The sequence below is a fragment of the Paenibacillus sp. FSL H7-0735 genome (assembly GCF_038008505.1).
Classification (GTDB): domain Bacteria; phylum Bacillota; class Bacilli; order Paenibacillales; family Paenibacillaceae; genus Paenibacillus_AQ; species Paenibacillus_AQ odorifer.
The window spans coordinates 4,198,428-4,221,914 of record NZ_JBBOZH010000001.1; the positions used below are offsets into that span (position 1 = coordinate 4,198,428).

At 32.7% G+C, this 23,487-nt stretch carries 30 protein-coding genes; 4 read left to right on the forward strand and 26 right to left on the reverse strand.

Features of this window, described 5'->3' with window-relative positions:
* From NSS82_RS19095 to NSS82_RS19105, 3 genes are read right to left on the reverse strand one after another with little or no spacing between them, the layout of a single operon-like run.
* On the reverse strand, positions 1-1,359 hold the full coding sequence (locus NSS82_RS19095) for a phage terminase large subunit (RefSeq protein ID WP_341109865.1): 1,359 nt from the start codon (positions 1,357-1,359) through the stop codon (positions 1-3).
* Positions 1,359-2,249: a hypothetical protein gene (locus tag NSS82_RS19100; protein ID WP_341109866.1), complete on the reverse strand. Its 891-nt coding sequence runs from the start codon at positions 2,247-2,249 to the stop codon at positions 1,359-1,361. Before NSS82_RS19100 ends, NSS82_RS19095 begins: the two co-directional genes overlap by 1 nt.
* A gap of 44 nt (positions 2,250-2,293) precedes the next feature.
* Entirely contained in the window at positions 2,294-2,620 is a 327-nt protein-coding gene (locus tag NSS82_RS19105; protein ID WP_341109867.1) for a hypothetical protein, read from the reverse strand.
* A gap of 106 nt (positions 2,621-2,726) precedes the next feature.
* Here NSS82_RS19105 and NSS82_RS19110 point away from each other — a divergent pair, with 106 nt between their 5' ends.
* Positions 2,727-3,230: a hypothetical protein gene (locus tag NSS82_RS19110; protein ID WP_341109868.1), complete on the forward strand. Its 504-nt coding sequence runs from the start codon at positions 2,727-2,729 to the stop codon at positions 3,228-3,230.
* A 46-nt stretch (positions 3,231-3,276) separates the two neighbouring features.
* Here NSS82_RS19110 and NSS82_RS19115 read toward each other — a convergent pair whose 3' ends face one another.
* The 6 genes from NSS82_RS19115 to NSS82_RS19140 all read right to left on the reverse strand — a co-directional run bounded on the left by NSS82_RS19115 (position 3,277) and on the right by NSS82_RS19140 (position 6,793).
* The gene (locus NSS82_RS19115; RefSeq protein WP_341109869.1) at positions 3,277-3,489 is read right to left on the reverse strand and encodes a hypothetical protein; all 213 of its coding nucleotides are present in this window, start codon (positions 3,487-3,489) and stop codon (positions 3,277-3,279) included.
* Positions 3,490-3,959: 470 nt separating this feature from the next.
* A complete protein-coding gene (locus NSS82_RS19120; RefSeq protein WP_341109870.1) occupies positions 3,960-4,610 on the reverse strand; it encodes a hypothetical protein in 651 nt (216 codons plus the stop codon).
* On the reverse strand, positions 4,597-5,382 hold the full coding sequence (locus NSS82_RS19125) for a hypothetical protein (protein WP_341109871.1): 786 nt from the start codon (positions 5,380-5,382) through the stop codon (positions 4,597-4,599). The genes NSS82_RS19120 and NSS82_RS19125 overlap by 14 nt, the downstream gene beginning before the upstream one ends.
* 130 nt (positions 5,383-5,512) lie before the next feature.
* Complete coding sequence (locus NSS82_RS19130) at positions 5,513-5,872, reverse strand: hypothetical protein (protein WP_341109872.1); 360 nt, start codon at positions 5,870-5,872, stop codon at positions 5,513-5,515.
* Between the two features lie 162 nt (positions 5,873-6,034).
* Positions 6,035-6,394 (reverse strand): hypothetical protein, encoded by a 360-nt coding sequence (locus NSS82_RS19135; RefSeq protein WP_341109873.1) that lies wholly within the window; start codon positions 6,392-6,394, stop codon positions 6,035-6,037.
* A gap of 87 nt (positions 6,395-6,481) precedes the next feature.
* Entirely contained in the window at positions 6,482-6,793 is a 312-nt protein-coding gene (locus NSS82_RS19140; RefSeq protein WP_341109874.1) for a hypothetical protein, read from the reverse strand.
* Between the two features lie 123 nt (positions 6,794-6,916).
* On the opposite strand from NSS82_RS19140, the gene NSS82_RS19145 reads away from it, so the two are divergent.
* Entirely contained in the window at positions 6,917-7,831 is a 915-nt protein-coding gene (locus tag NSS82_RS19145) for a copper amine oxidase N-terminal domain-containing protein (protein WP_341109875.1), read from the forward strand.
* Positions 7,832-7,898: 67 nt separating this feature from the next.
* On the opposite strand, the gene NSS82_RS19150 is transcribed toward NSS82_RS19145, so the two are convergent.
* The 12 genes from NSS82_RS19150 to NSS82_RS19205 all read right to left on the reverse strand — a co-directional run bounded on the left by NSS82_RS19150 (position 7,899) and on the right by NSS82_RS19205 (position 15,615).
* Positions 7,899-8,093, reverse strand: a complete 195-nt coding sequence (locus NSS82_RS19150; RefSeq protein ID WP_341109876.1) for a hypothetical protein — start codon at positions 8,091-8,093, stop codon at positions 7,899-7,901.
* A 128-nt stretch (positions 8,094-8,221) separates the two neighbouring features.
* The gene (locus tag NSS82_RS19155) at positions 8,222-8,509 is read right to left on the reverse strand and encodes a hypothetical protein (RefSeq protein ID WP_341109877.1); all 288 of its coding nucleotides are present in this window, start codon (positions 8,507-8,509) and stop codon (positions 8,222-8,224) included.
* Positions 8,506-9,111 (reverse strand): hypothetical protein, encoded by a 606-nt coding sequence (locus NSS82_RS19160; RefSeq protein WP_341109878.1) that lies wholly within the window; start codon positions 9,109-9,111, stop codon positions 8,506-8,508. The genes NSS82_RS19155 and NSS82_RS19160 overlap by 4 nt, the downstream gene beginning before the upstream one ends.
* Positions 9,112-9,132: 21 nt before the next feature.
* Positions 9,133-9,753, reverse strand: a complete 621-nt coding sequence (locus NSS82_RS19165) for a hypothetical protein (RefSeq protein WP_341109879.1) — start codon at positions 9,751-9,753, stop codon at positions 9,133-9,135.
* 102 nt (positions 9,754-9,855) lie between these two features.
* Entirely contained in the window at positions 9,856-10,098 is a 243-nt protein-coding gene (locus NSS82_RS19170) for a hypothetical protein (protein WP_341109880.1), read from the reverse strand.
* Positions 10,076-10,477, reverse strand: coding sequence for a hypothetical protein (locus NSS82_RS19175; RefSeq protein ID WP_341109881.1), 402 nt, complete (start codon positions 10,475-10,477; stop codon positions 10,076-10,078). The genes NSS82_RS19170 and NSS82_RS19175 overlap by 23 nt, the downstream gene beginning before the upstream one ends.
* 336 nt (positions 10,478-10,813) lie before the next feature.
* Positions 10,814-11,206, reverse strand: a complete 393-nt coding sequence (locus NSS82_RS19180) for a hypothetical protein (RefSeq protein WP_341109882.1) — start codon at positions 11,204-11,206, stop codon at positions 10,814-10,816.
* On the reverse strand, positions 11,203-11,424 hold the full coding sequence (locus NSS82_RS19185) for a hypothetical protein (protein ID WP_341109883.1): 222 nt from the start codon (positions 11,422-11,424) through the stop codon (positions 11,203-11,205). The genes NSS82_RS19180 and NSS82_RS19185 overlap by 4 nt, the downstream gene beginning before the upstream one ends.
* A gap of 127 nt (positions 11,425-11,551) precedes the next feature.
* Positions 11,552-13,885, reverse strand: coding sequence for an SF1B family DNA helicase RecD2 (gene recD2, locus NSS82_RS19190; protein ID WP_341109884.1), 2,334 nt, complete (start codon positions 13,883-13,885; stop codon positions 11,552-11,554).
* A 21-nt stretch (positions 13,886-13,906) separates the two neighbouring features.
* Positions 13,907-14,905, reverse strand: coding sequence for a hypothetical protein (locus tag NSS82_RS19195; protein WP_341109885.1), 999 nt, complete (start codon positions 14,903-14,905; stop codon positions 13,907-13,909).
* A gap of 13 nt (positions 14,906-14,918) precedes the next feature.
* Positions 14,919-15,131, reverse strand: a complete 213-nt coding sequence (locus NSS82_RS19200) for a hypothetical protein (protein WP_341109886.1) — start codon at positions 15,129-15,131, stop codon at positions 14,919-14,921.
* 151 nt (positions 15,132-15,282) lie between these two features.
* Positions 15,283-15,615: a hypothetical protein gene (locus NSS82_RS19205; protein ID WP_341109887.1), complete on the reverse strand. Its 333-nt coding sequence runs from the start codon at positions 15,613-15,615 to the stop codon at positions 15,283-15,285.
* 962 nt (positions 15,616-16,577) lie between these two features.
* Between NSS82_RS19205 and NSS82_RS19210 the strand changes: the two genes are divergently transcribed.
* A complete protein-coding gene (locus NSS82_RS19210) occupies positions 16,578-16,925 on the forward strand; it encodes a hypothetical protein (protein ID WP_341109888.1) in 348 nt (115 codons plus the stop codon).
* Complete coding sequence (locus NSS82_RS19215; protein ID WP_341109889.1) at positions 16,918-17,313, forward strand: hypothetical protein; 396 nt, start codon at positions 16,918-16,920, stop codon at positions 17,311-17,313. Before NSS82_RS19210 ends, NSS82_RS19215 begins: the two co-directional genes overlap by 8 nt.
* Before the next feature lie 18 nt (positions 17,314-17,331).
* Here the strand turns inward: NSS82_RS19215 and NSS82_RS19220 are convergent, their stop codons facing one another.
* The 5 genes from NSS82_RS19220 to rhaA form a co-directional block, all read right to left on the reverse strand.
* A complete protein-coding gene (locus NSS82_RS19220; RefSeq protein ID WP_341109890.1) occupies positions 17,332-19,374 on the reverse strand; it encodes a recombinase family protein in 2,043 nt (680 codons plus the stop codon).
* A gap of 137 nt (positions 19,375-19,511) precedes the next feature.
* Positions 19,512-19,820 carry a hypothetical protein gene (locus tag NSS82_RS19225; protein ID WP_341109891.1) on the reverse strand — a complete coding sequence of 103 codons (309 nt, stop codon included), beginning with the start codon at positions 19,818-19,820 and terminating at the stop codon, positions 19,512-19,514.
* Positions 19,821-20,234: 414 nt separating this feature from the next.
* Positions 20,235-21,188, reverse strand: a complete 954-nt coding sequence (locus tag NSS82_RS19230) for an NADH:flavin oxidoreductase (RefSeq protein WP_370511321.1) — start codon at positions 21,186-21,188, stop codon at positions 20,235-20,237.
* Between the two features lie 149 nt (positions 21,189-21,337).
* The gene (gene rhaD / locus NSS82_RS19235; RefSeq protein WP_036688060.1) at positions 21,338-22,183 is read right to left on the reverse strand and encodes a rhamnulose-1-phosphate aldolase; all 846 of its coding nucleotides are present in this window, start codon (positions 22,181-22,183) and stop codon (positions 21,338-21,340) included.
* A gap of 43 nt (positions 22,184-22,226) precedes the next feature.
* Positions 22,227-23,483, reverse strand: a complete 1,257-nt coding sequence (rhaA, locus tag NSS82_RS19240; protein ID WP_076225280.1) for an L-rhamnose isomerase — start codon at positions 23,481-23,483, stop codon at positions 22,227-22,229.
* Positions 23,484-23,487 lie beyond the last annotated feature (4 nt).

Here is a 23,487-nt window from a genome sequence, read left to right on the forward strand (position 1 = left end):
TTATTTATTTTTTAATAAATGTTGAATATTTAATTTTTCACGACTATGAATGACATAACGACAGCTATCAATGGAGTGGTTCCAAGCATCAAGTATTTGTCCGTTAGGCATACGTTGATAAAGGTCTAACTCTTTAATTGTATTTGTGCAATTTGAGCAAATAAAAAAACGCCCTGCTCCTAAAAAGGAGTGAAGCGTTCTAACACCAGCTTCTATACCGTTATCTACATCTTCGAGAAAGAATCCAGCGTCCTCATATTGCTCTCTATAACTCTTCTGTGACTTATCTGCATACATTCCTAAATAAGCCAAACCCATTGATTTATATTTTCTCAATAAGTCTCTATCAATCTTAATCCAATCTCTTCCACCACTATGATTTACGGTATGTATTTTTGTTTCATAAACCTCTTCAATCAAATAATAATTAGCTTGACCTTGAATAAATTCAATACCAAAAATTAATGTCACTCCCGGATCAGGGTCATATCCCCAATCTTTTCCTATGGCAAAGTGAGTTATAGATTTTTCTCTTATTTTTTTATTTATTACCTCTTGGCTAACAGTATGTATATCTGGTTTCCAAATATCAAAAATCATTCCTTCATAAGAAGTGAATTGTCCCAATAATTCTTGTGCATATGCGTTACCTTTGTACTGTTGTTCTAAATTATATAAGTATTGTCTATCTAAAAAAGGATTCTCATAACTGGTAGCGTGAATCATTCTATTACTCATTAAGGGGTTTTTATAAAAATCCCCGTATAACCAATTCTTTCCTCTTGGAGAAGAAGCGATATACAATTTACTTGGAAAAAACTTCTCCTTAGTAGCAGGGTCCTGATACCTCAAGCGTCCATTTACAACATTCATCGCTTCTTTTCCCCGATTGGGGTTGGCTTTCGTTTGAAGGTAATTAATTTCATCGATTCCTGCCATATTATACTCCCAACCTCTTACTCGGTCATAATTATCAAGACCAGTAAAGAAGGTTGTGCTTTCTTTATACTTTCCAAACTTCTCTGATTTAGAGTAAATAATAATTTGATATTTGCTCTCTAAATAATCATAAGGAATATTATATTCACTTACTATTTCCAAGAATTTTTGTAAAGTTGCTCCCTTTGCCATTTTTAAAGTCGGACTTCCAAGGAGATAACGACTGCCTGGATAAATTAGCGAACCTAAAACTGGAGGAACAACTAACCCTACTGATTTACCTGTACCTATACCTCCGTTAAATAATGTGTTTGGAGATTGACTTGTTACAAAATCATATTGTTTATCATATAACTCAATTGGCTTTCCATTTATTCGTATCGTGTGTATGATTCCACTTGGAGTTTTTTTTATTTCCATTATTCTTCACCTTCATCTTCATTTTTATCTGATGGAGGTAAGAACTTCTTATCAACATTAAAAATATCCATTGCATTATTTGTATTATTACTGAACTGAATAATTACGTTTCCACCCTTACCGTCTTTATCTTCATTTAGTTTCAATTCCTTCATCTCAATTAATTTTAGTCTCAATGTTTCAAGGGAGGTTAATTCCTTTCTCGCCATTGATAAATCCATTAATGAGATTTGTTTCTTCTTTTCTTTAATTGCCTTTTGCTTATCTTCGTCTATATCAATTTCACCAAATCGGTTATAACTTGGTACAAATTCAATTTCATCCAAGCCATATAGACCTGTCACCTCCATATCCTCAATCAGAGCCATTTGAGAGGCTATCTGGTCGTCTAATCGTATGATTTGGTTATCTAAGTCGGACAAATCCTTTTTGAAGAATGAAGCTTTAATTTCCTCTTTTAATGCTTTACGTCTTCGGCTTGCTCCCATATGAACAGCAGCTATTGTATTTCCTTTCAGTTCTGGATCACCTTGCTTACGTCCATTGGGTTTCTTCTTATCAGAGCGCCCAGAATGGCTTATACAGCGTCCATTACAGTTTCCCTTAATGTCTTTACTAGGCTTACCCTTACAGAAGCCAGAAAAGCCTTCTATTTGCTTCTCCTTGAATCCATTACATTTACCTTTGAATCCAAATAGAGCGACAGCAACCTTATAGTCTTTTGACCACTTCGCACCAGGAATCACATTTAATTCTTCTTTGAGTAATTGATTAATTTGCTTTGGCTTCATTTTTAATAATTCTTGAATATCAAAATCCCTCTTCTTATTTCCTGTTATCTCCTCTAATTGTTCAAGTGTATATTCAGTTCCTAATATATTTAATTTCATATTTCTTTCACCTACCTATAAAATAAAAAAACCTCCAATGGAGGTTAATCGTCATAAAATCCTGATTCAATTTTTTCGCCTAATCTAATATCAACAATTATCTTGGTAAATACATCGTCTATTTCTTCAAATGATTTATTTAATACTTTCTTAAAAAGTGAATCCGCTAAATCCTTACTGTAACAATAAAAATCTGCAAATGCATTCCATAATTCCAAAAATGTATTCTGCAATTCTTTTGCGTCCTTATCCAACCCAATCATATAGAACTTCTCACCTAAGTTTTCTTCTTGTTTCTTCTTATACTCTGCTAATGCTTCATTATATCGCACGATAAATAATAAAATATCCGATTCATTAATATTATTCATTTAAAACACTCCATTTATAATTTTATAATTTTAACTTGAGTTTTATTTGGTAATACTTTATATTATCATTAAAGTTAAAAACTCAGAAAAACGGAGAGTGAATATTATGACATTTGAATTTTTCGATTTTAGTAAAGCAACTACTCGCAGTGTAAATAAATCACCAAGTATAAACATTGCAAAGTCAGGTAGAATATCATTCAACCGCGCATTAACTGTTCTAAAAGAAATTACACAAGAGAAATATGTTATGATCGGCTTTGATAAAAAGAGCAATAAAATTGCAATTAAGGTATTGGATACAAACAAGAACGAAAAAGGTGAAGTGGATGTAAGAGCAATTAAGGTTAATGTCATTGAAAAGACAAACACCTTTTATGTAACGGCGACTCCATTTTTCCGAAGTATTGAATTTGATTTAGAGAACGGAGTAGGCTCTGTTTCAGTTGAAATTGACAAAGACGGTCTAATAATTGCCCAACCACCGCTTCAGGAAAAGCTTCACATTGAAGAGTTGGACGGAAAGAAAGAAGAAGCAGATAAAAAAGAAGAAGTTAAGAAAGAAGAAAGTAAGAAAGAGACTGACAAAAAAGAAGAAGTTAAGAAGTAAATTAGAACAACAAAAAGAGAGGGCGCAAGCCCTCTTTCTTATTTTCCTATGCTATTACTAACTTTCCTTCATTAATCCGTTTAACCATACCTTTAATATATTCCATTTCCATTCTATCCAGTTCCTCTAATTCGTTTTGTTTAATTATTATTTTTTTATTCCTTACTAATCCTTTTTCATTAAAAAACATCGTCTCATTAATTTTCATTTTAAAAATTTCTTTCAATACTTTTTTCTCTAATTCACTGAAATTTAGCATTTTACATCCCCTCCAATTTTCTAGCTCGATGGTACCAGAACTGGAGAGGAATTCATACCATCTATTTCGATGTGCTGATTTAAGGGCGGTGCGCAGGGGGCTTGGTTTTGTATCACGTTGCTTGACGCTCTGGTATGCCCTCTGGTGCCTTTGATGGGTATGACCGAATATGTTTGCACTCCTAATCTACTTAAATGTCTAGGAATGAATTTTAAGAGTCAATTAAAAACAAAAACCTTTCTTTGCTCAATAAAAGAAATTGCTTAAAAGAAGACTTTAATCTTTTAGAACAATCTTTTTATTTATCTAGCTAAAGAACGGTTTTATGTCTTTATTATTAATAGGCATAATATTTCAACCTGTGTTATTCTCTTAAAAGATTATTATATTAATATGCACATATTTTGTTCGCGTGATTTAATTGTTTCTCTATATAATAATCAAACTCAGAATGAAAAAACGGACACATTTTATAATTTTAATCTCTCCATATATGTATCAAGCGGATATAAACAATCTAATTTACAACAATATCCCTTTTCTTCTGAAAATAAAGGAAAACGTTCTGAACCTAGATTATATCCAAATCCATAATAAAATGCTCTTTTATCTTCATTCTTATAATTTTGATGTAAATCAACTAAATTAAGATATTCTTCAGGTGTAATACAACCATAAATAATAATTTTCCCTTTGTCTTTATCTTCATACCGGTTATTGAAACCAGTTAAAATTATCAAATCAACGGTTTGTTCGTATTTATAGAAGTCGTACATTTTATTCCAACCCTTCATAGGAATCGGGAAATTCCAGTTAGCTGCTGGATTACACTTACTTCTAAATTCAATACATTTAACTTCTACCTTCTTCTTAGATTCATTTATACATAAATCAAAATCGTAAGGATTCCCTTTACCTATAACCTCTTTATCAATAATGCTATGCCCTAATTGCTTAAAATAACTTTCAGCTACCAATTCACTTAGTCTTGAAAAATAATTCTTAAAAGAATTTTTCGTTTTAGTGTTCTCAGTTACAATATCTTTCGTTTTATAATAATAATCCCACGCCTGGTCAGACATTTCCTTAGAGTGATCAAAATAATTATTATACTGCCTCATACTCGCCAAACCTCCTAATAAAGAAGGCAAGACGTTCAAATTCTATACGACACACATTTTCTTCTTCTAATTTCTTTCTGTAACCTTGGATATTTTTCTTTATAACTTTGTTATCAGTTTCGTCTTCCTTTTCAATCAATCCATCAATGATTTCCCACTTTTCTTTTACTTTTAATTCAATTTGATTAATGTAATCAATCCCAAACTGTTCTTCGAGTATTTCTGCAATCGTATTCTCAATTTCCATACGATTACGCCTTGCTGTCTTCTCATTAACTTCAATTGTTTTAGCTATAAAAGAAAGGTTATAACCCAAAATTACATTTAAATAATATATTATAAAGGCACGATCACTATTAAAGTCTGATTTCTTTTTACTTTTCACTCGATTCTTTATTTCATTGATAAAATCAGGATTAATATACTGCAAATAACTAATATTTAACTCCAACTGATTAATTATCTCTGAATTATCTATGTAAGGTTTATTATTCTTTCTAGTTACACTTTCATATCCTGTCTCACTTAATAAGTAATAATACTCACGATTTACTCTGCGATTATTATAATTTAATGTAATTCCTTTTAATAAGATATAGAAATATGCATCTTCATACTTTTTATTCCAATCCTTCTTATGTAATTCAATTCTAGCTTCTTGAATGATATCAGCAGAATCTGAGATGTTTCGAGCGTACTGCATTACAACGTATTCAAATTTCTTCAATATTTTTTCTATATCTTCTATTTTATCCTGTGTTGTTATATCCATTAATGTAATACCTCCAAATAAATTTAAGTAATAAGTTTTTCATTGTAATCTCTCCTTTTTTTTCATTAAACAACCTATTATTATTAACTTTATATTAGGATCATCCCTTATGAGGATAATCCTTAGTTTGTTACTCTTCTAGAAAATCATTGTATCCATATGCAAATAATCTTTTTTCTTCAAAACTTAATTCTTCATATGGTATTTCCGTTGCATCTGATTCTACTTCGTCATTTTCTAATTGTGTGTCATATTCCCATTGCGTAGTGTAGCCATTAATATAAATTTCTTCTGAAATAACTGTCTCACCGTTTGGTTCAACATAAATACTTGGTTTAATACCTAATTGGTCACAGAGGTTAATTATCTCTTCTATTCTATCTTCACTATCAACTAATATTGACTTTACTTTATCAATTCCTTTTGTTAATACCAACGACTTCACAACACCTGCATAACTTGTTAATTTGATTGATTTCATTGATTCCATTTTCAACACACTCCTATGTTCTTTTTTAATTTTTTTGTTTTTATAATTTAATATTTTTACTTCTTATATAATTATAGTATTTTTTTAATTCTTGTCAAATGCACTTATTTTATGCATTTAACTTACTCTTAATATTATACCATATTAAAAAAACATCCAAATTCAATGGATGTTTTTATCTAAACAAAAATACTTTAATCCACAATTATCTCTATATAAAATAATATACATAAAAGTTAAATCACCTTGTTTATTGTTATGATTACAATACAACTTCTCTTTCAGTAACTTTTTCAATTCTTTTTTAATATTCATATTAGTAGAAATTTCAATCAGACTCGCATAATCTTTATTCAGATAAACCGTAATAATCTCTATATTTTTATTATCTAAAAATTCTTCAACTTTTTTAATTGCATAATAACCTTCAAAGAGGCGTTCATTCTTTCGTTCAATCACTTTAAAAAACTTACTCATTATTTCATTCATTTCAATATTATAAAAACCATCTCTCTCTAACATAAAGTCTCCTCCTTTTTTCCATTTATTTAATTCTATATCGGAACTTTAAAAGATCAAAAAAGGCTCACCATCTGGTAAGCCTAAACATTATAGAGGTTCGATAATAAAGTTAAATGGTATATCAACTAAACGGTTTTCAACTTCAATATAAATAATTACTGGCTTCCCATAGGTATCATACCTTGAAGTATTTTCTCGGTCACTTGAAAGAATTGAAATATCATACACTTCTGACTGTCTTTGAATCTTTTCTACACTTTCGTTAGCGGCGGCTTTATCTGCGAAAAACGAGGTGTTTATACAAATCACCTTAATATCTTTTCCATTTTCATTAATATACTCTATTACTTCATTAGTTAATATTTCTTCTTTCTTATTCATAAATTGTAATTCAAACATTTTGCACCACTCCTATATGGTTTATTTTTATATACTCTAAATTATAACTCGATTATTAAAAACACAGAAATCCCACAAAAATCGTGCTACAATTAGCCTAAATAAAGTACATAGAGGTGTATTATGAGAAAGATACTTATTAAAGCAATGTTAATTCCATTAACCTTTTCTACCCTCACCACTTATTCAGTTTCAGCATCTAGTAATTCCTTAAAATTAAAATTAGAAATTGGTAGTAAAACAGTAGTGATTAATGAAACTCAAAGCGCTCAATTATTACAGTCACCTTTTATCAAGGATAATTCTACTTATGTACCTTTACGCTTTATATCGGAGCAATTAAATGCTGGTGTTCAATGGGATCAGAAGAATAAAGTAGTTACTATTACAAAAGACGATAAAATCATCATTTTGAAAGTTGATGATAAGCAAGTAAAAATTAATGATTCTGTTCAGTCCTTAGAATCACCAGTTCTAATTGTTGGAGGTGCTACTTTTGTCCCTTTGCGTTTTGTTAGTGAGAATTTAAATGTATCTCTTACTTGGGAACAAAAAAGCCAATCAATTACCATACAGACACAATCAGGCGCTGGCGCTAATTCTAATGCTGTCACTACTTCTGATACTGCCACGAACACTAAACCTGTAACACCAAATATTAAAACAGATGAAGAACAAATAAGAGAAGTAATCCAAACACATATTGATTATCTAAATAATAAGGATGCTGATGGCGTATTACGTATTACCTATAAACCTACTGAAACAAAGGAGCAGCTACAAACTAATTTTGATAATTATGATATGGAGTATTCTATAGATAGCGTAAGTAATATAACTGTCAAAGGATTCGAAGCTACTGCCCTTGTTACTAGGATTGCTAAAAGATATGCAGTTGATTTTAACAAAGTTGAACCAGAAAAATACTTAGAGGTTCATATGAAGATTGTTTTTGATACTTCTTTTGTTAAAGTTAATGGTGAATGGAAAGTTAATAGACTTAACAATAAAGGTACGACAAATCTACTTCAAAAATAATAAAAAATGTCCTCTACATTAAAGCTATCCAAACAGTAGAACCCCCTGCATCATAACAGGGGGTAATTTATATTGCTTTTATTTTCGTAAGCGTTCTTAATGTTGGTATTTCCTTCAAATCATAGTCCTGTAAGCAATCCATTCTAAATGGGCAACTGTCGCAAGCGTATTGGACACAAACACCGTCTTCTATCTTCGTCTGAACGTTAATAAGCTTGTCTATTTTTAATTCGTTTATTTTTTGTTGGATTTCGTTAATCATTATTATTACCTTCCTCTTTAACTTCTGTAAGATACACAGTCGAACTCACAAAGGTTAAGTAAAAATCATATTGTTCTTTAGCTTTCTCTAAATTCCCATAAATTTCTATTGATGGTTCATAATCGTAATTAACTATTACTATGTATATCACCTATTGTTTTTATTGCTTTTTTAAGTTGATTAACTACTGCTTCGTCCTTAATATCATATGATTGTTCGAATATCGATAAAATTTCTTGCAAGTCCGAAAGATTGTTTTCCATAAATTTATGAAATTCTTCTTTTATTTCATTAAATTCTTCTATTTCTTCATTAAATAAAATCTCACGTGTTTTTAAATTCATTATCTTAAAGAATAACTCAAGTTCTAAATGCTCAAAATTCTTTAACCTATTCCATTTCTTTATTAAATTCATTTCTTATCCACTCCATAATTTATTTGTTTTGCCTGACTAAAATCTATTTCTAATTCAATCTTCAACACGAATCTTATGTAATAAATAGCCATTAGAATACTGTCGCTCATATTGTCGTCTATGTCCTCAAAACTGTTTAAAAGCCCTTTAACTATGCTAATACTTGTTTCCTTATCAACTTCACTAACTCCGAATAATGCCTTAATGCCTGTCGCTGGTGTTGCTGGTTCTATTACACCATTTCGTTTCTTCTTTTCTTTTTGAGCAACTGCTCCTTTCCACTCACTCACAGGTATTGGATCCGCAAAGTCTATCCTGTTCCTGATAAAGTAAGATTGTAAGAAATGTTGCATTTTTATAAGAAACTTAGTGGTATTAAAGTTCAATCCACCAAATACATCTTCAAAAATAATAAAATCACTTTGCTTGATAATTAAATCTAAAAAATTATCCATATCCTGAATCCTTATATAATCCTTTGGTTCTTGTTTCTTAACTTTTAACTGAATTGCACCATACTGTTCTAAAACCACCCTCTCGCTTCTTATGTCCCATATCGAATAACCAGTGCGTGTTGCACCATCTAGTGCTATAAGTCTCATTAATAACAAACCAGGAAGCCGTTAGGCTCCCTCGTATGCTCCAAGCGTTATTTGGTTAATCTTTCTTTGGTTGTTGGCAGTATGGGTTATTGTTTTCATATGGTATTGTTTAAATTGAATTATTTCTTTTTGATTCATATAATCTTGAACGCCAATTGCGACCAACTCGGCTTCTTCAGGTGTAAGTGCAATATACGCTTGCCTAATGGGTCCAGAAGTCGGTGTAATCGCTCCCTGATCGGTTTGCTTACCACTGTGTTCGCTTAACTTAAAATTCAGATTCCCTTTATCGTCATAAGACAAGGTGAAGATACGTGATAGTACGTGACCGTTCGTGATAGTTCCCTTCATATCCTTATAACAAGGGATTTTCTTACCTCTAATGTCTTCTGTCTTATTAAAGAGCCTATTTAACGAACCGTTCAGTATGTGGAAGCACACACGCTTCATTACAAGAACATCAAGATAATGATCAAGGTTTCCTTCTTTATTGGCTTTATTATCTACATTCAGAGGAATAAGCCTTAAATTGATTTTGTATTGCTTCGGATTTAACTTATTGGTCATTAAGTCAGCTAAACTAAAAATAATCTTTTTATCACGATACACTTTTATAATTTCATTATTTTGATACTCTGCCATTTTAATCACTCCTATTGTTAAAATGTTTTCTTATCATAATTTTAATATAGAAGTTATTTTTTTCAAATTTTGCTTAATTAAAAAGAGCATTTCTGCTCTTTGTCAATTTTCTTTTATTCTCTTCAAACAGTATAATGCCGTAGCTATTTCTTCTAAACGACCTTCATAATATTTTCGTGCATAGCTTGGATCGTGTGCTATCAAATAATCGAAATAATTATCCTCATCTGAAACTTCTTCTTTTTGCGTTTCTTCCACGTCTATAATTCGCAGATACCTTTCACAAAGTTCTTTTTCTTCTTCTAAATAAACAACTGCTTCTTCATAATTTTCTTCGTTTAACATATTCCCCTCCTAGTTGATTCTCGTTGTCTTCGTCATAATCTTCGTATCTATTGTGTAAGCCAAACTCTTCTGCTGCCTTAAAAAAGAACCAGGCGTGTGTTCTGCGGTAAAAATGAGAGCAAACTAAATCCTCAAAAATATGGTCAGAAATTTCGCTTAATTCTTCATTTAAATCTCCTGTATCCCAATCATATACGGTCGGTTCATTTTGCTCTAAATTTATCGAATCATTAGTACAACTAAGTGTAAAACCAAGGAGAGAGTATAATTTACCTTTGTATTCAAATTGAAATCCAATCCCATTCTTAACTTCACTCATTATGAAATTAACCATTTTATATTCACTATCTTCTTTAATCCATCCATATTTTTTTGACATTTTTATTCACCCTTTAATTTATGTATTTAATTCACTTTTTCATTCTATTTTATTTTTTATCATTAGTCAATAAATTTTTGTAATTTTATATTTTTAAATAAAAAATAATAACCTCTTTTTATGGTTATTCTTTATCTCTTTCATTCTTTTTCATTTAACATACTTCCAAACTTCTTGTGTTCGTTCCAGTATTCCAATTTTCTCAAAATGACCTTTAACTTCTTGGGGTTATCCCACACCTGCTCTGCCATACTATATACGAGCTGTTTATTCGGACATTTCCCTGATTCAGCAAAGTTTATTATTTCTTGTTGAAACTGTTCAAGTGTTCTTATATTATTTATGATCCCCCTGATACAAAGCAGTCAATATCCTTGCGAGTGTATCTGTATATTTTTCATCCATAGTAGTGTAAAATTCTCTTATAATTTCAGCAGAAGCCTTACTATCTAACTTCTCAATTAATTGATAAACAAAATCCTGTTCTTCTTGCTTATGTATGTGCAGTAATTCGTGAAATATAGTGTCAATTAATTCTTGTTCATTATACTTACTAAGCAAAACTATATTGAATTCAATTGTAGCTATATTCCGTTTAACATTAGTCTCAACTCTGGCAAAACAATTTTCGTCTTTTATTACCTTTATCTCGATCTGGTAATTCTCTAACCTCATTATCTTTTGAATTGCTCTAACCTTTTTTTCAATTTCATTTATTGTTAATTTCATAACTTTACATTCCAATCTTCTATGGTATAACTGTTTTCTAAGTTCTTTAAAAACTCTTGACGATAATCGCTATTTTCACCATTAACCTGATCATAACTATCTTTTTCCTTTTTCATTGACAATAACATAAAATTATTTGCATCTATTTCATTAGAAAAAATACCTTCAATTACATTATTGTTATATCCATAATCACAAAGAACCACATATACTAACATTTTCATCACTCCATAAATTAATATTTTCATTGCTTTATAATTTTATATGTAAAATTAATTTAATCAAAATTTCACTTAAATCCATTCCAAAACAATAAAAAAGAGTGCTTTTTAGCACCCTAAACGATTACGCATTCCATTGGAAGTCTAAATTCATTAACTCACTTAGTAATGAATTTTCTTTCTGTTCCTTATACTCTTCAAACACAACTACTTTTTCTTCTTCAATAACATTTTCTATAATTCCGAACTTTTCCTTTATAAATTTGCTAAGGTTAGTCTTACGTGGTTCTTCTTCTCTTGCGTATAAGGTGTTAGATAGTATATTTATGTCTCCAACAAAGCAAAAGCCCTTCTTAGCCCTTGTAATAGCTGTATAAACGAGTTTTTTAAGGAGCATATACTCGTCTTTACCTTTAACCAATGGAACTATTACATAAGGGAACTCAGAACCTTGACTCTTATGTGTAGTGAAGCAATAAGCTAAAACAATACTTTCAATTTCGTCTTCTATGTATTTTATTTCTTTTTTAGATTCAGAACCTTCTAATTCAATTTCAGTATATGTAACAGCAATTATTCTATTAGTTGTATCAATTGAAGTAATATAACCAATATCGCCATTAGAGAGTTCCTTTTCTGGGTCGTTGGTTTTATGCATTACTTTGTCGCCTATTCTAAAAATATCTTTCTTAAACTTTAATTCTGTTTTTTTAGGATTTGCAGGATTAAGAACTGTTTGGAGTCGAGCATTAAATTGCTCTACAACAATCTCACCAACCTCTCCTTGTCTTCGTGGTAATAATACCTGATAGTCGGTCATTGGATTTATATCGCTCTGACCAGAGTTGTACAGCTCAACTGCGTCAGTAATTAATTTCAGTATTTTTCCCGATATAGAATTTCTTGTGAAATATTCGTAATAGTGCCAATCGTCTAAGAAGCCAGGCTCAGGCTTGTTCATTAAAGACTTCATATTATTTATTCTGTGAGCATTTTCAACAATGCTACTATTACCCTCTTGGCGATAAATCTGTTCTAAATGAATGTGTTTAAAGGCTTTAGAAATTATAAGGTCTTCAAGCACCTTACCTGCCTGAACTGATTCTAATTGGTCTGGATCACCCACAATAAGAAGTCTGGTCTTAGGATTAACGGCTTTAATGAAGTTATAAAACATAAACATATCTGTCATACTCGTTTCGTCCATTACAAGTAAATCAGCCTCAATAAAGTTATCCTGATTACGCAGGAACCTTTGATACCCTCTACTCATATCGACTTCAAGTATCTTATGATTTGTAGTAGCCTTTTCACCTGTTGATTGTTTCATTTTTTTAGCCGCCATACCTGTTGGAGCACATAATTTAACTTCCATACCCCTAAGTTTTGCTTGTCTTATAATTTCACGAAGAGAAGTTGTTTTACCTGTTCCTGGACCACCACTTAATATAGAAATCTTATTTTCAAAAACCATATTAACGGCTTCTTCTTGGAGATTATTCAGAATAATATTATTGCTATGTATTTTATCTTCACTAATTGGAAAATTGTTTGCTGGTTCAGTCGCAATTCTATAAAGTAGATTTGCCGTTCCTTTTTCAATCCAATGGTTTCTAACTAAATAAACGTCTGTTTCTTCAAGTTCCCATCTGGTATTTATTTTACTTACTTCATTATTAAATTTTGTTTCCATTAGAATTGATTCTAATTCGATTGAAGGAATTCCTAATAATATAGTAGCTTGAATCATTGCTTCATAAAGGGATAAACAGCTATGACCATTTTGTTCGGCTTCTCTAAGAACATACAATAGCGTTTCTTCAACTCTTATAGGGTGACTTTTTGACATTCCTACTTTATTGGCTATGAGGCTACATTTCATATAACCTATGTTTGATATGACTCCCATTAAACAGTAGGGGTTTTTCTTAACTCTACCCACAGGATCCATTAACATTTTCTCTTCTTCGTCAGAACACACTTCATATAACTTATTAATATAATTAAAGGCTTCGTTTATTGTTAAACCTAAATCTTTTAATTTAAATGCTACTTCTTTATTAAGTTTATTTGAAAGGAAGTAGGTTTTAACTGCTTCCTTTTCCTTTGAAGATAATTTGACTTCCTCAATCAATTCCACATTATCTAATAATAATCTATCAGCATTATCACCAAGGGCTACTACGATTGTTTCAGCTTTCTTTTTACCAATACCTTTAATATTATCGCTTAAAAATTTCACTGCGTCTGACACCTCTTCAAGCTGTTCATAATCAGCAAAGTGAAGTTGTTTACCATATGTCGGGTGTGTTTGTTCAAAGAGATTCGTAAAATTATAAAAACGACTTGTTTCAAAGGGAAACTCACTTCTCCCATATATGTATTCTTGTTCAGTATTAATTTTTAATTTATAAAAATTACTATAAAGATTTGTTGATTTTAATATTTCCGCTTTCATTTTAACCCACACTCCTATGTGTTATTTAGCTAATTTTTCTTTTTCTATATCTATTCTAAATTGTAAGTACCTAACTTCGTCTTCTGTTCCTGCACCTGTTATAAGTTCTTCTAATAACTCTATTAATGATTCCAAAACAGTTTTGTTTGATTCCTCTATATAAGTTTTTATATAACTTTTGAAGTCAGATTTCCCCATTTTCATATCACTCCTATTTTTTAGGATTTGTTTTTTCACTTCAAAATCAATCACAATATTTTTATTTACCTCATTAGAGATAAAGCCATAAATGTCTTCAATTTTTTCATCATAAGCTTTATGTATAGCGTCTTCTACTAAATAAGGGTTTCTTGATTTAGCAATTAATCTCGTAATTCTATCTCTTTCAAATATAGCTTGTTGTTCCGTTATTTCATTTTCTATCTTTAATAAAGTGATTATGTATTGGTCTTGTATTTTTCTTCTTCTTTTCTGGTCACTGTCTTTAGAATGAATCTTATAATTATTTATATCCTCTTTAGAGTAATCAACAGTTTCAAAAATATCATTCAAGTTTCTCAAAAATTCAGACCTACGTTGAACCTTTTCTCTACGCTTCACTTTTTCTTCTACACTGTCATATAAGTTAAGGTAGAACTGAGGAATTTTAATTTGCTTTGGAACAGGGATTTCAATTTTTATGTAGATTGTTGATATACCTGCATATGCTTTTCCTATATCAACTCTTATAAGTCCGTATTGAACTAATTCTTTTATGGCTTCACCAGCAGAGTTTCTATGCATTCCAACCTCATTGGCTACTGAATTATCCTTCTTACCATATCCCCAATCCACATAGAACTCACCGTTCGGAAAGTATCGCATTTCCAATCCATTCACTTGCGGCTTTGCTCTCTGAATTAAAAATAGATAAACCATTGAAGCTTTATTACTCAAAATCTCTGGATATCCATAAAGGTAAAATGTATCGGTATGTATATCTAAATTAAGTTTTAATTTTTGAAGTTCTTCTTTATTCACTTTGCAACACTCCTTATCTGTGTTTCTTATTTACGTATTTTATTTCCCTTGCTAAATCACCGAGTTTATTGGTGATTATTGTGATTAAAATAATATCTTCTTTAGTCTTATTTTCCCTTTGTTCAACCAGAGAAAGTTCTCTCATTAATTCAATAAAATCCAAACTAAGTTCATTATTATATTTTATCTTTTCATTTTCTCTTTCATATTTGTTATTTAATAACATTACATATCACTTCCTAATTTTATTTATGCACTTACTTTGTGCATTTGTTTTATACTTTATTATAGTACATTTTATATTTTTGTCAAAATTTCGTATTTTATATTTTTATAATATAAAAACCACCCTTTCGGATGGCTTTGTTTCGGTTTCACTAAACTCTTGCTTTCACTTTTTGTGTATGTAATACTTTTTGTGCTGATTTATTTCTCTTATCGTCATCGTCAATACTCTTATACATTTTTATAGCTTCTGAAATACCTTTGATAAATCCGATTATGATAGCGACGATAAGTATTACTGTTCCGAACCCGAAGGGAACAATTAAAGCAAACTTACTGTAACCAAGTAAAATGAGTATCATTCCAATAACTATGCTTGCTCCTGATACATAGGTGTATTTATACATTCCTTTAAAAAATTCCGTAATACCTTTACGTATAACACTTATTACTACTTCATTGACCTTTTCATTTACTTTACTCATTTTAATTACACTCCCTAAACTCAATTTTGTATTTTACTCTAAATTTTATCATTATTTCTAAAAATATCAAAATGCCTATATTTTATGCATTTTATAATTTAATCACGGGCATTTTATTTGTGCCTATATAACTAATAACTCCCTTCATTAATTCACAGGCACTTTATTTGTGCTTATATAATAAACAAACAATCAATCAAAAACCGTTTTCTTTAGCTAGGTAAAAATAATTGTTTCAATAAAATCTTTTAAAAATAATTACTTTATAAAGAATAATTATCTTTCAATCTTTATGTACTTACTGGAAAGAGTTGACATTTTTCCAATTAACATATATTATTATAATGTGAGTTAATCGCTCATACATTTTTAAAACACACTCCTATACTTTTAAGAAAGGGGGCTATCCTAATGACTATTTATAATCTTCCAGTAGAAACACTTTCTTATATAACATTAGGTTTTGGAATACTTATTTTGGTAACAACCACAGCCTACACCAAAGTTAAAAATTATAATCGTAGTCATTAAGATAGCCCCCTTTCAACTTTTCAACATTTAAACACACTCCTTTTGATTTTTTATCCCAAGCAAATACAAATTGCTTGGGTTTTTTTTGTCTTTTTCAGATATTTTGTTTTTTATAGGAATTCAATTGTTTTTCACTATTAATAATATTTTATTTTATGTTATTTCTTTGCTATTTATTATTTTTTAGTAATTAACGTACTATTTTACACTTATTTATTCTATCACTTAACTGTTTGCCATCAGTTAAGTATCCCAATACGTTGTTAAAATAAATAATTATCTTCTTTATATTAGATTCATTAAATTTAATGAATCTAATATAATATATTTTATAAATTTATTTACTTTTATACAATAATATTATTTACTTTTACATTACTTATATCTTATAATTTACTTAGATAGAAAACTACTTTTGGGAGTTGTTGAAAATGGCTGACTATTTGGAGAGTTTTTTAGAAGGTAAAAATGTGGGGGCTTATTGCCGAGCGGCAGACAAATATCAACTCGAAGAAAAAATGAATATCGTAAATAGCTTCGCCGCAAAACACAACATAGAGATTGACACAACTTATTTCTTTAGAGAAACAACAGATCAGAAGGACGATAACGAGCAGCTACGTTCAGCCGCTGAGTCAAGTGATATGTTCCAAGTGCTGTTAATACCCAGTTACCACTCAATAAGTATGCATACAAGAGAGTATGAAGTTATCAAAAGGTTATTTGAGAAAATAGGTGTCTATATTATAGTAATCGAAGGATATGATGCTTTTGAGTGAAATTCTATATAAGGGAAATATTCAATTCACTTACCGTATTTATTCATTAGTCCTTGCTTCGTTGCTCTGTTTTATTCCACTTTCAATTTACTGCTTCTTCTTTAATGGATCAGTGTGGCTTTTAGCTTCCCTGCTTCCATTAACCGCTATCTTATATGCCGATATAAGTATTTGCCAACGAAAATCCCAAGCACTCATTACAAATGAAAATGAAATGCATATTACAATATTTTACTTTTTCTCTATAATCAAAGTTATAACGAAGTTTAAAGTTGATGGTGTAGTTCAAGAAATTAGAGCAATGCCTAATTGTGATACTTTCAGTTTCAATCAACTTGATTCGGATTTAAATTGTAGGATAAAATTCAAAAAAGCAGAGTCGGTTTGATACCCGCTCTGCTTTTTTTTATTTTCTTAACTCTTCATAATAGGCATCAACATTGAAATCTAACTTATTACTTCTAAGATATTCTCTTAACTCACTTTTATCCATTTGAAGAAGCATTGCTTTATGTTTTTTCATACCTTCCTTAAATTGATTATTCATACTAGTGAGATTACCAAATTCTTCACCAGTATTTAAATCAACCAATACCGTGTTTTCTCTTTCCTCTATTTCAATTATCTTTCTCATTAAAGGTTGTAATCCGTGTGATTCAAGCCCTAATCGTTCTTCCACTTCATAACGGATTTTACTGAACTTTTTATATAATTGTTGATTAGTTTTCCCTATTTTATTCAATTTCTCAGAGAAGGATTGATAACTATGAATCATTTCTTTATTTAGTTTGATACTTGTAATAGCAAATGAATTTTCACCTTTACGTCCTTCATATTTCTCAAATACAACTCGGTATATTAATTTACTTAAAAGTTCAATTTGTCCTTGTCTGTCTAAATTATCAAAATATAATCTTACATCTTTAAATGCAGAAAATTTATCAACAAACTGTTCAATTTCGTTTTTATTAACGATCTTGTCCTGGCTACTGTGATTTATATTTCCTATTTCTTTATTTAAGATACTTATTTGTTGTGTGATTGTTTTCATTTCCATCTTATAAAAATCTTCGTCAATCAATTCATTATTATACTCTTTTCTCAATTTCCTCTGCTCTTCATACAATCGTTCCTTACGAAGTTCTATAGACGCTATCTTGTCACTATCGTTGTCAATAATATTCTCATTAACCATTAGACTATCCATAAGGAGATCAGGGAGAACTCTCCTAATATAAAATTCATAATAAGTAAAAAATACATCTAATATTCTTGGTAGTATATAAGCCTCTTTAATTAAGTTGAAATTGCAATTTCCACCACCCGAAGCGTACTGACACTTATAATACGTTTCATATGTCCTATCTTTTTTATACATTTTCGTTGCTGTCATTTTCCCTTTGCAATCTGGACAATAAAGCAACTTGGTTAATAAATGCTTTGTTGTTCGTGAAGTATCCAATGGATGCTGTCTTTTATTTTTCTCAATTTTATTTTTAGCTATAACCCATACTGTATGAGAGATTATTGCTTCGTGAGCATTTTCATATCGTACTATTTCGCTTTCTTCTTTTTCAAATGTTTCTCTAACTGGACGGAAGTTCTTACTTTTTTTGCTCATTTCATATTTTGTTTCTGTAAAATCTTCGGTATCTATTGTTTTATATTTTGTTCCCTTACGATTAAACACATAAGTTCCAATATAATGTTCATTTCTTAGAATGTCGGCTATACGCTTAGAAGTCCATTCAGAACCGTCCCTAAGCCACTTCTCACCTATTCTGTTCATATACTTCGCTATCTTATATTGCCCAACGTTATAATCGTTATCAATTCCATTACAGAAAAAATCATAAATCATTTTCACCTGTCGTGCTTCCTCATCTACAACGGTTAATTTTTTATCCCCTTTGTTATATGTGTATCCGTATGAAACGTATCTACTCCCCTGATAAGAACCTTGTGTTTTAACCTTGTGCAATTGCATTGGAAAAGTTCTTTCTGCAAGCTGATAAGCTTCATATTCAGCCATACCCGATAAGATAGTAAGAAGTAATTTAGAGGTTCCATCAGCATCATTCGCTCCATCGGAAACACTGAATATTTGACAACCAATACTTTTAAGAGATTCTACGGTATTGAGAATTAGTCTTGCCGAACGACCAAGACGAGTTATCGCAAAAAAGGTACAAGCAGTTATCTTTTCTGTTGGATCATTTTTATGTTTATTTATGAATTGTAGCATTTCTTGGAATTGATCTCGAAATTGTGTTTTACCTGAGATGCCTTCTTCACGAAATACCTTTACAATCTCGTAACCCCTAGCTTCCATATACCGCTCACACTCAATTAATTGTAAATCTAAAGACTGACCATCTTTATTTATAACTTGCTTTTGATAATCAGATACACGTAAGTAAATAACACAACGCTTTATTTTCTTATTCAAGCTTACTCCCCCTAAAAAAACAAAAATACCCCTCTATTAAAGACAATAAGGGATACAGATTCATACATCAATATAAATAATGCTTTTTTTTCCAAAGTATAGAATAAGTATGTAAATTAAAATTTATGGGAAATGAATTATAATGCTTTCTTCACCATTTGACAGCCATAAGTCGTTATATGATAATATTTGCCCACTCCGAAATTCTGCATTTCTTCAGGAATTTCGAAATCATAATGCACTTCTATTTCTTCCTTGCCGCGCCGTTTTCCTTCTTTATAGTCAGGCTGACTATTAATTTGCACATTTCTTCCTTTAATCCGGTAAGTAACCTTACCTTCTTCTTCACTAATTACCTTTGCATCACTAAAATCAAAATATTTCGAATAATCCTTAGAACCCTTGCCGGATTTTAAGTCCGGTGAGTTGTGGTTCCCCTTTGTCATGCTGTTTTCACGTCCTCTATTGTTCAACAATTATTTTTATACTTTGCTAATTTAAAATTATAACATAATGCTGGCCTAACATAGAAGTGCCCGGTCTATTAATGATGTAAAGGAGCGTTGCATATCGACAAAAAAATACCCCGCCAACGTTTGGCAGGGTCAAGTTCTATCATATTAAGGGGGGTATGCTACTATTATAAGCAGATACACTACTCTTGAAACAGTTACACAACCTCTTACCTAAAAAAATAGTCATTGTATATTCTGCTAGTTTTAGTAAAGAGTATTCGTCGCTTCAGGAGTAAATGGGATGATTTCGTCTATCGCTCCGCTTTGTACTTTGGCAGGCCAAGCTGGATCGCTAATAAGCGCTCTGCCCACTGCAACCAAATCAAACTCCTCCCGACCGAACCTTTAAGTTAACTCATCAATATTATCCTCAGGCTTCAGAGCTTTATCTTCTACGAAGAAATCGCTTTGCAGGCCAATAGAGCCCACTGTAATACACGGCTTCCCGGTAAGCTTCTTAGTCCAACCAGCTAAATTAAGATCAGAGCCAGCAAACTCAGGTTGACTGAAGCGACGGGTCGAGCAATGAAAGATATCTACACCCGCTTCGCTAAGCGGTGCTAGGAAACTCGCAAGTTCTTCTGAAGTCTTCGCCAGCTTCTCATCATACGCCCCCAACTTCCACTGGGAAAAGCGCAGCACGATTGGGAAGTCTGGTCCAACCGCTTGACGGCATGCTTTAATGATCTCGACAGCGAATGTTGTTCTTCCTACCAAATCGCCACCGTAACGATCGGTACGTTTATTCGTTCTATCCCAGAAGAACTGGTCTATCAGATACCCATGAGCGCCATGCAGCTCGATGCCATCAAAGCCAACGCTTTTGGCATTTGCCGCCGCTTGAGCGAAGGCTGTTACTAAGCTTTCAACCTCTTCTGTGGTCAGCGGCTCTGTCACCGGCTCACCTGCTAAATTCAGTCCCGAAGGGCCTACAGGAAGGGCTTCTACGTTAGGATACTCGCCGATTGTACGCGCCATCCCCACATGCCAAAGCTGCGGGATGATCTTGCCCCCAGCTGCGTGAACCTCTTCCACAACCTTCTTCCAGCCTTCTAAAGATGCTTCTTCATGTATATTAGGAATATCTTGGTGACTGACAGCCGCTGGATGATTTACCGCAGTACCCTCAGTAACAATTAATCCCACTCCACCCTCTGCACGTCTACGATAATAAGCGGCAACATTGCTTCCCGGCACACCATTCGGAGACTGCGCGCGTGTCATCGGCGCCATTACAAATCGGTTCGACAGCGAAAGATTCCCCACTTGAAAAGGTGAAAATAGTTGCTCTGTATTCATATGTTACCTCCAATTTATTAATTGATTACTTTAAGTAAGCTTATTATCTACCCAAAAGATGGGAAATGCAAATTTTAAGAAAAAGACAAAAAAAACCGGACCTCGCAGAATCTACGAATGCCCGGTTTTCACCAAATTATAATGACTCTCTAGACTTCAAGAATCCCCGCTTTAGGTGTAACTCCAAATGCTTTAGCTAAATCCCATAGCTGTTGGTCTGTGATCTTTTGTTTGATTTCTCTACCGCCAATCAAGTTGTAGATCGTTGCAGCCTTTTCAACCGTTTCTACTAGACCAAAGGTAGCATCCATGGTGGAGCCCGTGCCAAAAATCCCATGCTGCGGCCAGATGACTAAACGGTGATCCTTCATTTTTTTGGCAGTCTCACGGCCGATCTCACTGCTGCCCGGAACAATCCACGGAATAACGCTGACCCCATCAGGGAAAACAACAAGGCACTCTGTGCACATTTCCCATAGTGTTTTGGTAAACTTCAGTTCGTCCAGATCATGCGTGAAGGTCATCGCGATAACATTTGTAGCATGTGTATGCAGCACGATACGGTGTGTGGGATCTACTTTCAAGCGTTCAATATGACTCATAAAATGCGAAGCGAGCTCACTCGTAGGAACTGCACCATTCCGCAATCCCCACAATACTTCCACACTTTCGCCATTGCCGCTAACCCTTAACACACCCAGATTCGCTTCAGGGTCTTTAATCACATTTCTGAAATATTTGCCCGAACCTGTTACGATAAAATACTTGCCTGCTAATTCTTTTACCGGAAAGGTGAGTTTGATCGTGCGCAACGGCTCCAGTACATTAATATACTTAGCCACCTCATTCTCATCCAGCAAATAGCTGACATTCCCACCATTCAGTTCATCCCAGCCAAGCTCCCACATATGACGGGTGATCTCTGACATTTCCTGAATAAATGGAGCTTCACTGCTGGCAATATAACCTTTTGACTCTAACAAGGATGTACTCATAGTCTATTCTCTCCTTTGTATTTGCTGCTCTCCGTATCCACTTTTATCTTAAAGACAAAACGTCCTGTTCATAATTTTTGACTTCAGTAAGCCATTGCTCACGCACCGGTGTACCTTGTGATGCACAGTAGTAATCCCAGACCGCTCCAAACGGATACGATTTGAACTCTTCTACCACAGCAAGACGTGAAGTATAATCCCCGGACTGCTCGATTTGCTTAAGTTCTTCCACTGGTTCCAGCATCGCACGCAGCAACGCCTTAATAGTGTTGCGGGTGCCAATGACCCATGCCGCGAGATGATTGATACTGCCATCAAAGAAATCCAATCCAATATTTGTACGAGGAAGTAAATCCCCGCGAACTAATTCACGGGCGATTTCCAGCAGCTCATCATCCATCGTTACCACATGGTCACTGTCCCAGCGGACAGGTCTGCTAACATGCAGCAGCAGCTGCTCACTGAACATCAGAATCGAAGATAATTTATTCGAAATCACTTCTGTAGGATGAAAATGTCCCGCATCCAGACAGATTGCTTTTCCATTTGTTAAACCATAACCCATATAGAATTCATGAGAGCCAACCACATAACTTTCAGAGCCAATTCCAAACAGTTTACTTTCCAAGGCATCCATATTATAAAGCGGATCTATTTCCTGACTAAAAATCTCATCCAACGACTCTTTTAAACGTACTCTTGGAGCTAGCCGATCTACTGGCGTATCTTTATAACCGTCTGGAATCCAAAAATTCGTCACACAAGGCTGACCCAGCTCCCGCCCAAAATGCTCAGCGATCGTACGTGAAGCTTTACAGTGTCTGATCCAGAAATCCCGAATCTCCGCGTCCGAATGACTGAGAGTGAATCCATCGGCTGCTTTCGGATGTGAGAAACAAGTAGGGTTAAAATCAAGCCCTAAGCCCTGCTCCTTCGCCCAATCCACCCAGGATTGAAAATGTCGTGGCTCTAGTTCATCCAAATCTACAGGTTCATCTGTATCTGCGTAAATAGCATGCAGGTTAACCTTATGTTTACCAGGAATAAGAGATAACGCCTTTTCTAAATCTTGACGTAGTTCATCTGGTGTACCCGCCCGGCCCGGATAACTTCCCGTTACCGCAATGCCCCCGCTTAGTTCTTTTTCCTTAAAAAGAAAACCTTTTACATCATCACCCTGCCAGCAATGTATGGAAATTTTAATTTGCGCGAGTCGCTCCAGCACTTTATCCACATCAATACCGTGGGTGGCGTATAGTTTTTTGGCTTCGTTATAGCTAGTGATAATGCTCTGATCCATGCTG

Bases quoted from the DNA above. Each gene is read 5' to 3' on its own strand.
- NSS82_RS19095 (WP_341109865.1), bottom strand. From the start codon at position 1,359: ATGGAAATAAAAAAAACTCCAAGTGGAATCATACACACGATACGAATA.
- NSS82_RS19100 (WP_341109866.1), bottom strand. From the start codon at position 2,249: ATGAAATTAAATATATTAGGAACTGAATATACACTTGAACAATTAGAG.
- NSS82_RS19105 (WP_341109867.1), bottom strand. From the start codon at position 2,620: ATGAATAATATTAATGAATCGGATATTTTATTATTTATCGTGCGATAT.
- NSS82_RS19110 (WP_341109868.1), top strand. From the start codon at position 2,727: ATGACATTTGAATTTTTCGATTTTAGTAAAGCAACTACTCGCAGTGTA.
- NSS82_RS19115 (WP_341109869.1), bottom strand. From the start codon at position 3,489: ATGCTAAATTTCAGTGAATTAGAGAAAAAAGTATTGAAAGAAATTTTT.
- NSS82_RS19120 (WP_341109870.1), bottom strand. From the start codon at position 4,610: ATGAGGCAGTATAATAATTATTTTGATCACTCTAAGGAAATGTCTGAC.
- NSS82_RS19125 (WP_341109871.1), bottom strand. From the start codon at position 5,382: ATGGATATAACAACACAGGATAAAATAGAAGATATAGAAAAAATATTG.
- NSS82_RS19130 (WP_341109872.1), bottom strand. From the start codon at position 5,872: ATGGAATCAATGAAATCAATCAAATTAACAAGTTATGCAGGTGTTGTG.
- NSS82_RS19135 (WP_341109873.1), bottom strand. From the start codon at position 6,394: ATGTTAGAGAGAGATGGTTTTTATAATATTGAAATGAATGAAATAATG.
- NSS82_RS19140 (WP_341109874.1), bottom strand. From the start codon at position 6,793: ATGTTTGAATTACAATTTATGAATAAGAAAGAAGAAATATTAACTAAT.
- NSS82_RS19145 (WP_341109875.1), top strand. From the start codon at position 6,917: ATGAGAAAGATACTTATTAAAGCAATGTTAATTCCATTAACCTTTTCT.
- NSS82_RS19150 (WP_341109876.1), bottom strand. From the start codon at position 8,093: ATGATTAACGAAATCCAACAAAAAATAAACGAATTAAAAATAGACAAG.
- NSS82_RS19155 (WP_341109877.1), bottom strand. From the start codon at position 8,509: ATGAATTTAATAAAGAAATGGAATAGGTTAAAGAATTTTGAGCATTTA.
- NSS82_RS19160 (WP_341109878.1), bottom strand. From the start codon at position 9,111: ATGAGACTTATAGCACTAGATGGTGCAACACGCACTGGTTATTCGATA.
- NSS82_RS19165 (WP_341109879.1), bottom strand. From the start codon at position 9,753: ATGGCAGAGTATCAAAATAATGAAATTATAAAAGTGTATCGTGATAAA.
- NSS82_RS19170 (WP_341109880.1), bottom strand. From the start codon at position 10,098: ATGTTAAACGAAGAAAATTATGAAGAAGCAGTTGTTTATTTAGAAGAA.
- NSS82_RS19175 (WP_341109881.1), bottom strand. From the start codon at position 10,477: ATGTCAAAAAAATATGGATGGATTAAAGAAGATAGTGAATATAAAATG.
- NSS82_RS19180 (WP_341109882.1), bottom strand. From the start codon at position 11,206: ATGAAATTAACAATAAATGAAATTGAAAAAAAGGTTAGAGCAATTCAA.
- NSS82_RS19185 (WP_341109883.1), bottom strand. From the start codon at position 11,424: ATGTTAGTATATGTGGTTCTTTGTGATTATGGATATAACAATAATGTA.
- recD2 (WP_341109884.1), bottom strand. From the start codon at position 13,885: ATGAAAGCGGAAATATTAAAATCAACAAATCTTTATAGTAATTTTTAT.
- NSS82_RS19200 (WP_341109886.1), bottom strand. From the start codon at position 15,131: ATGTTATTAAATAACAAATATGAAAGAGAAAATGAAAAGATAAAATAT.
- NSS82_RS19205 (WP_341109887.1), bottom strand. From the start codon at position 15,615: ATGAGTAAAGTAAATGAAAAGGTCAATGAAGTAGTAATAAGTGTTATA.
- NSS82_RS19210 (WP_341109888.1), top strand. From the start codon at position 16,578: ATGGCTGACTATTTGGAGAGTTTTTTAGAAGGTAAAAATGTGGGGGCT.
- NSS82_RS19225 (WP_341109891.1), bottom strand. From the start codon at position 19,820: ATGACAAAGGGGAACCACAACTCACCGGACTTAAAATCCGGCAAGGGT.
- NSS82_RS19230 (WP_370511321.1), bottom strand. From the start codon at position 21,188: ATGAATACAGAGCAACTATTTTCACCTTTTCAAGTGGGGAATCTTTCG.
- rhaD (WP_036688060.1), bottom strand. From the start codon at position 22,183: ATGAGTACATCCTTGTTAGAGTCAAAAGGTTATATTGCCAGCAGTGAA.
- rhaA (WP_076225280.1), bottom strand. From the start codon at position 23,483: ATGGATCAGAGCATTATCACTAGCTATAACGAAGCCAAAAAACTATAC.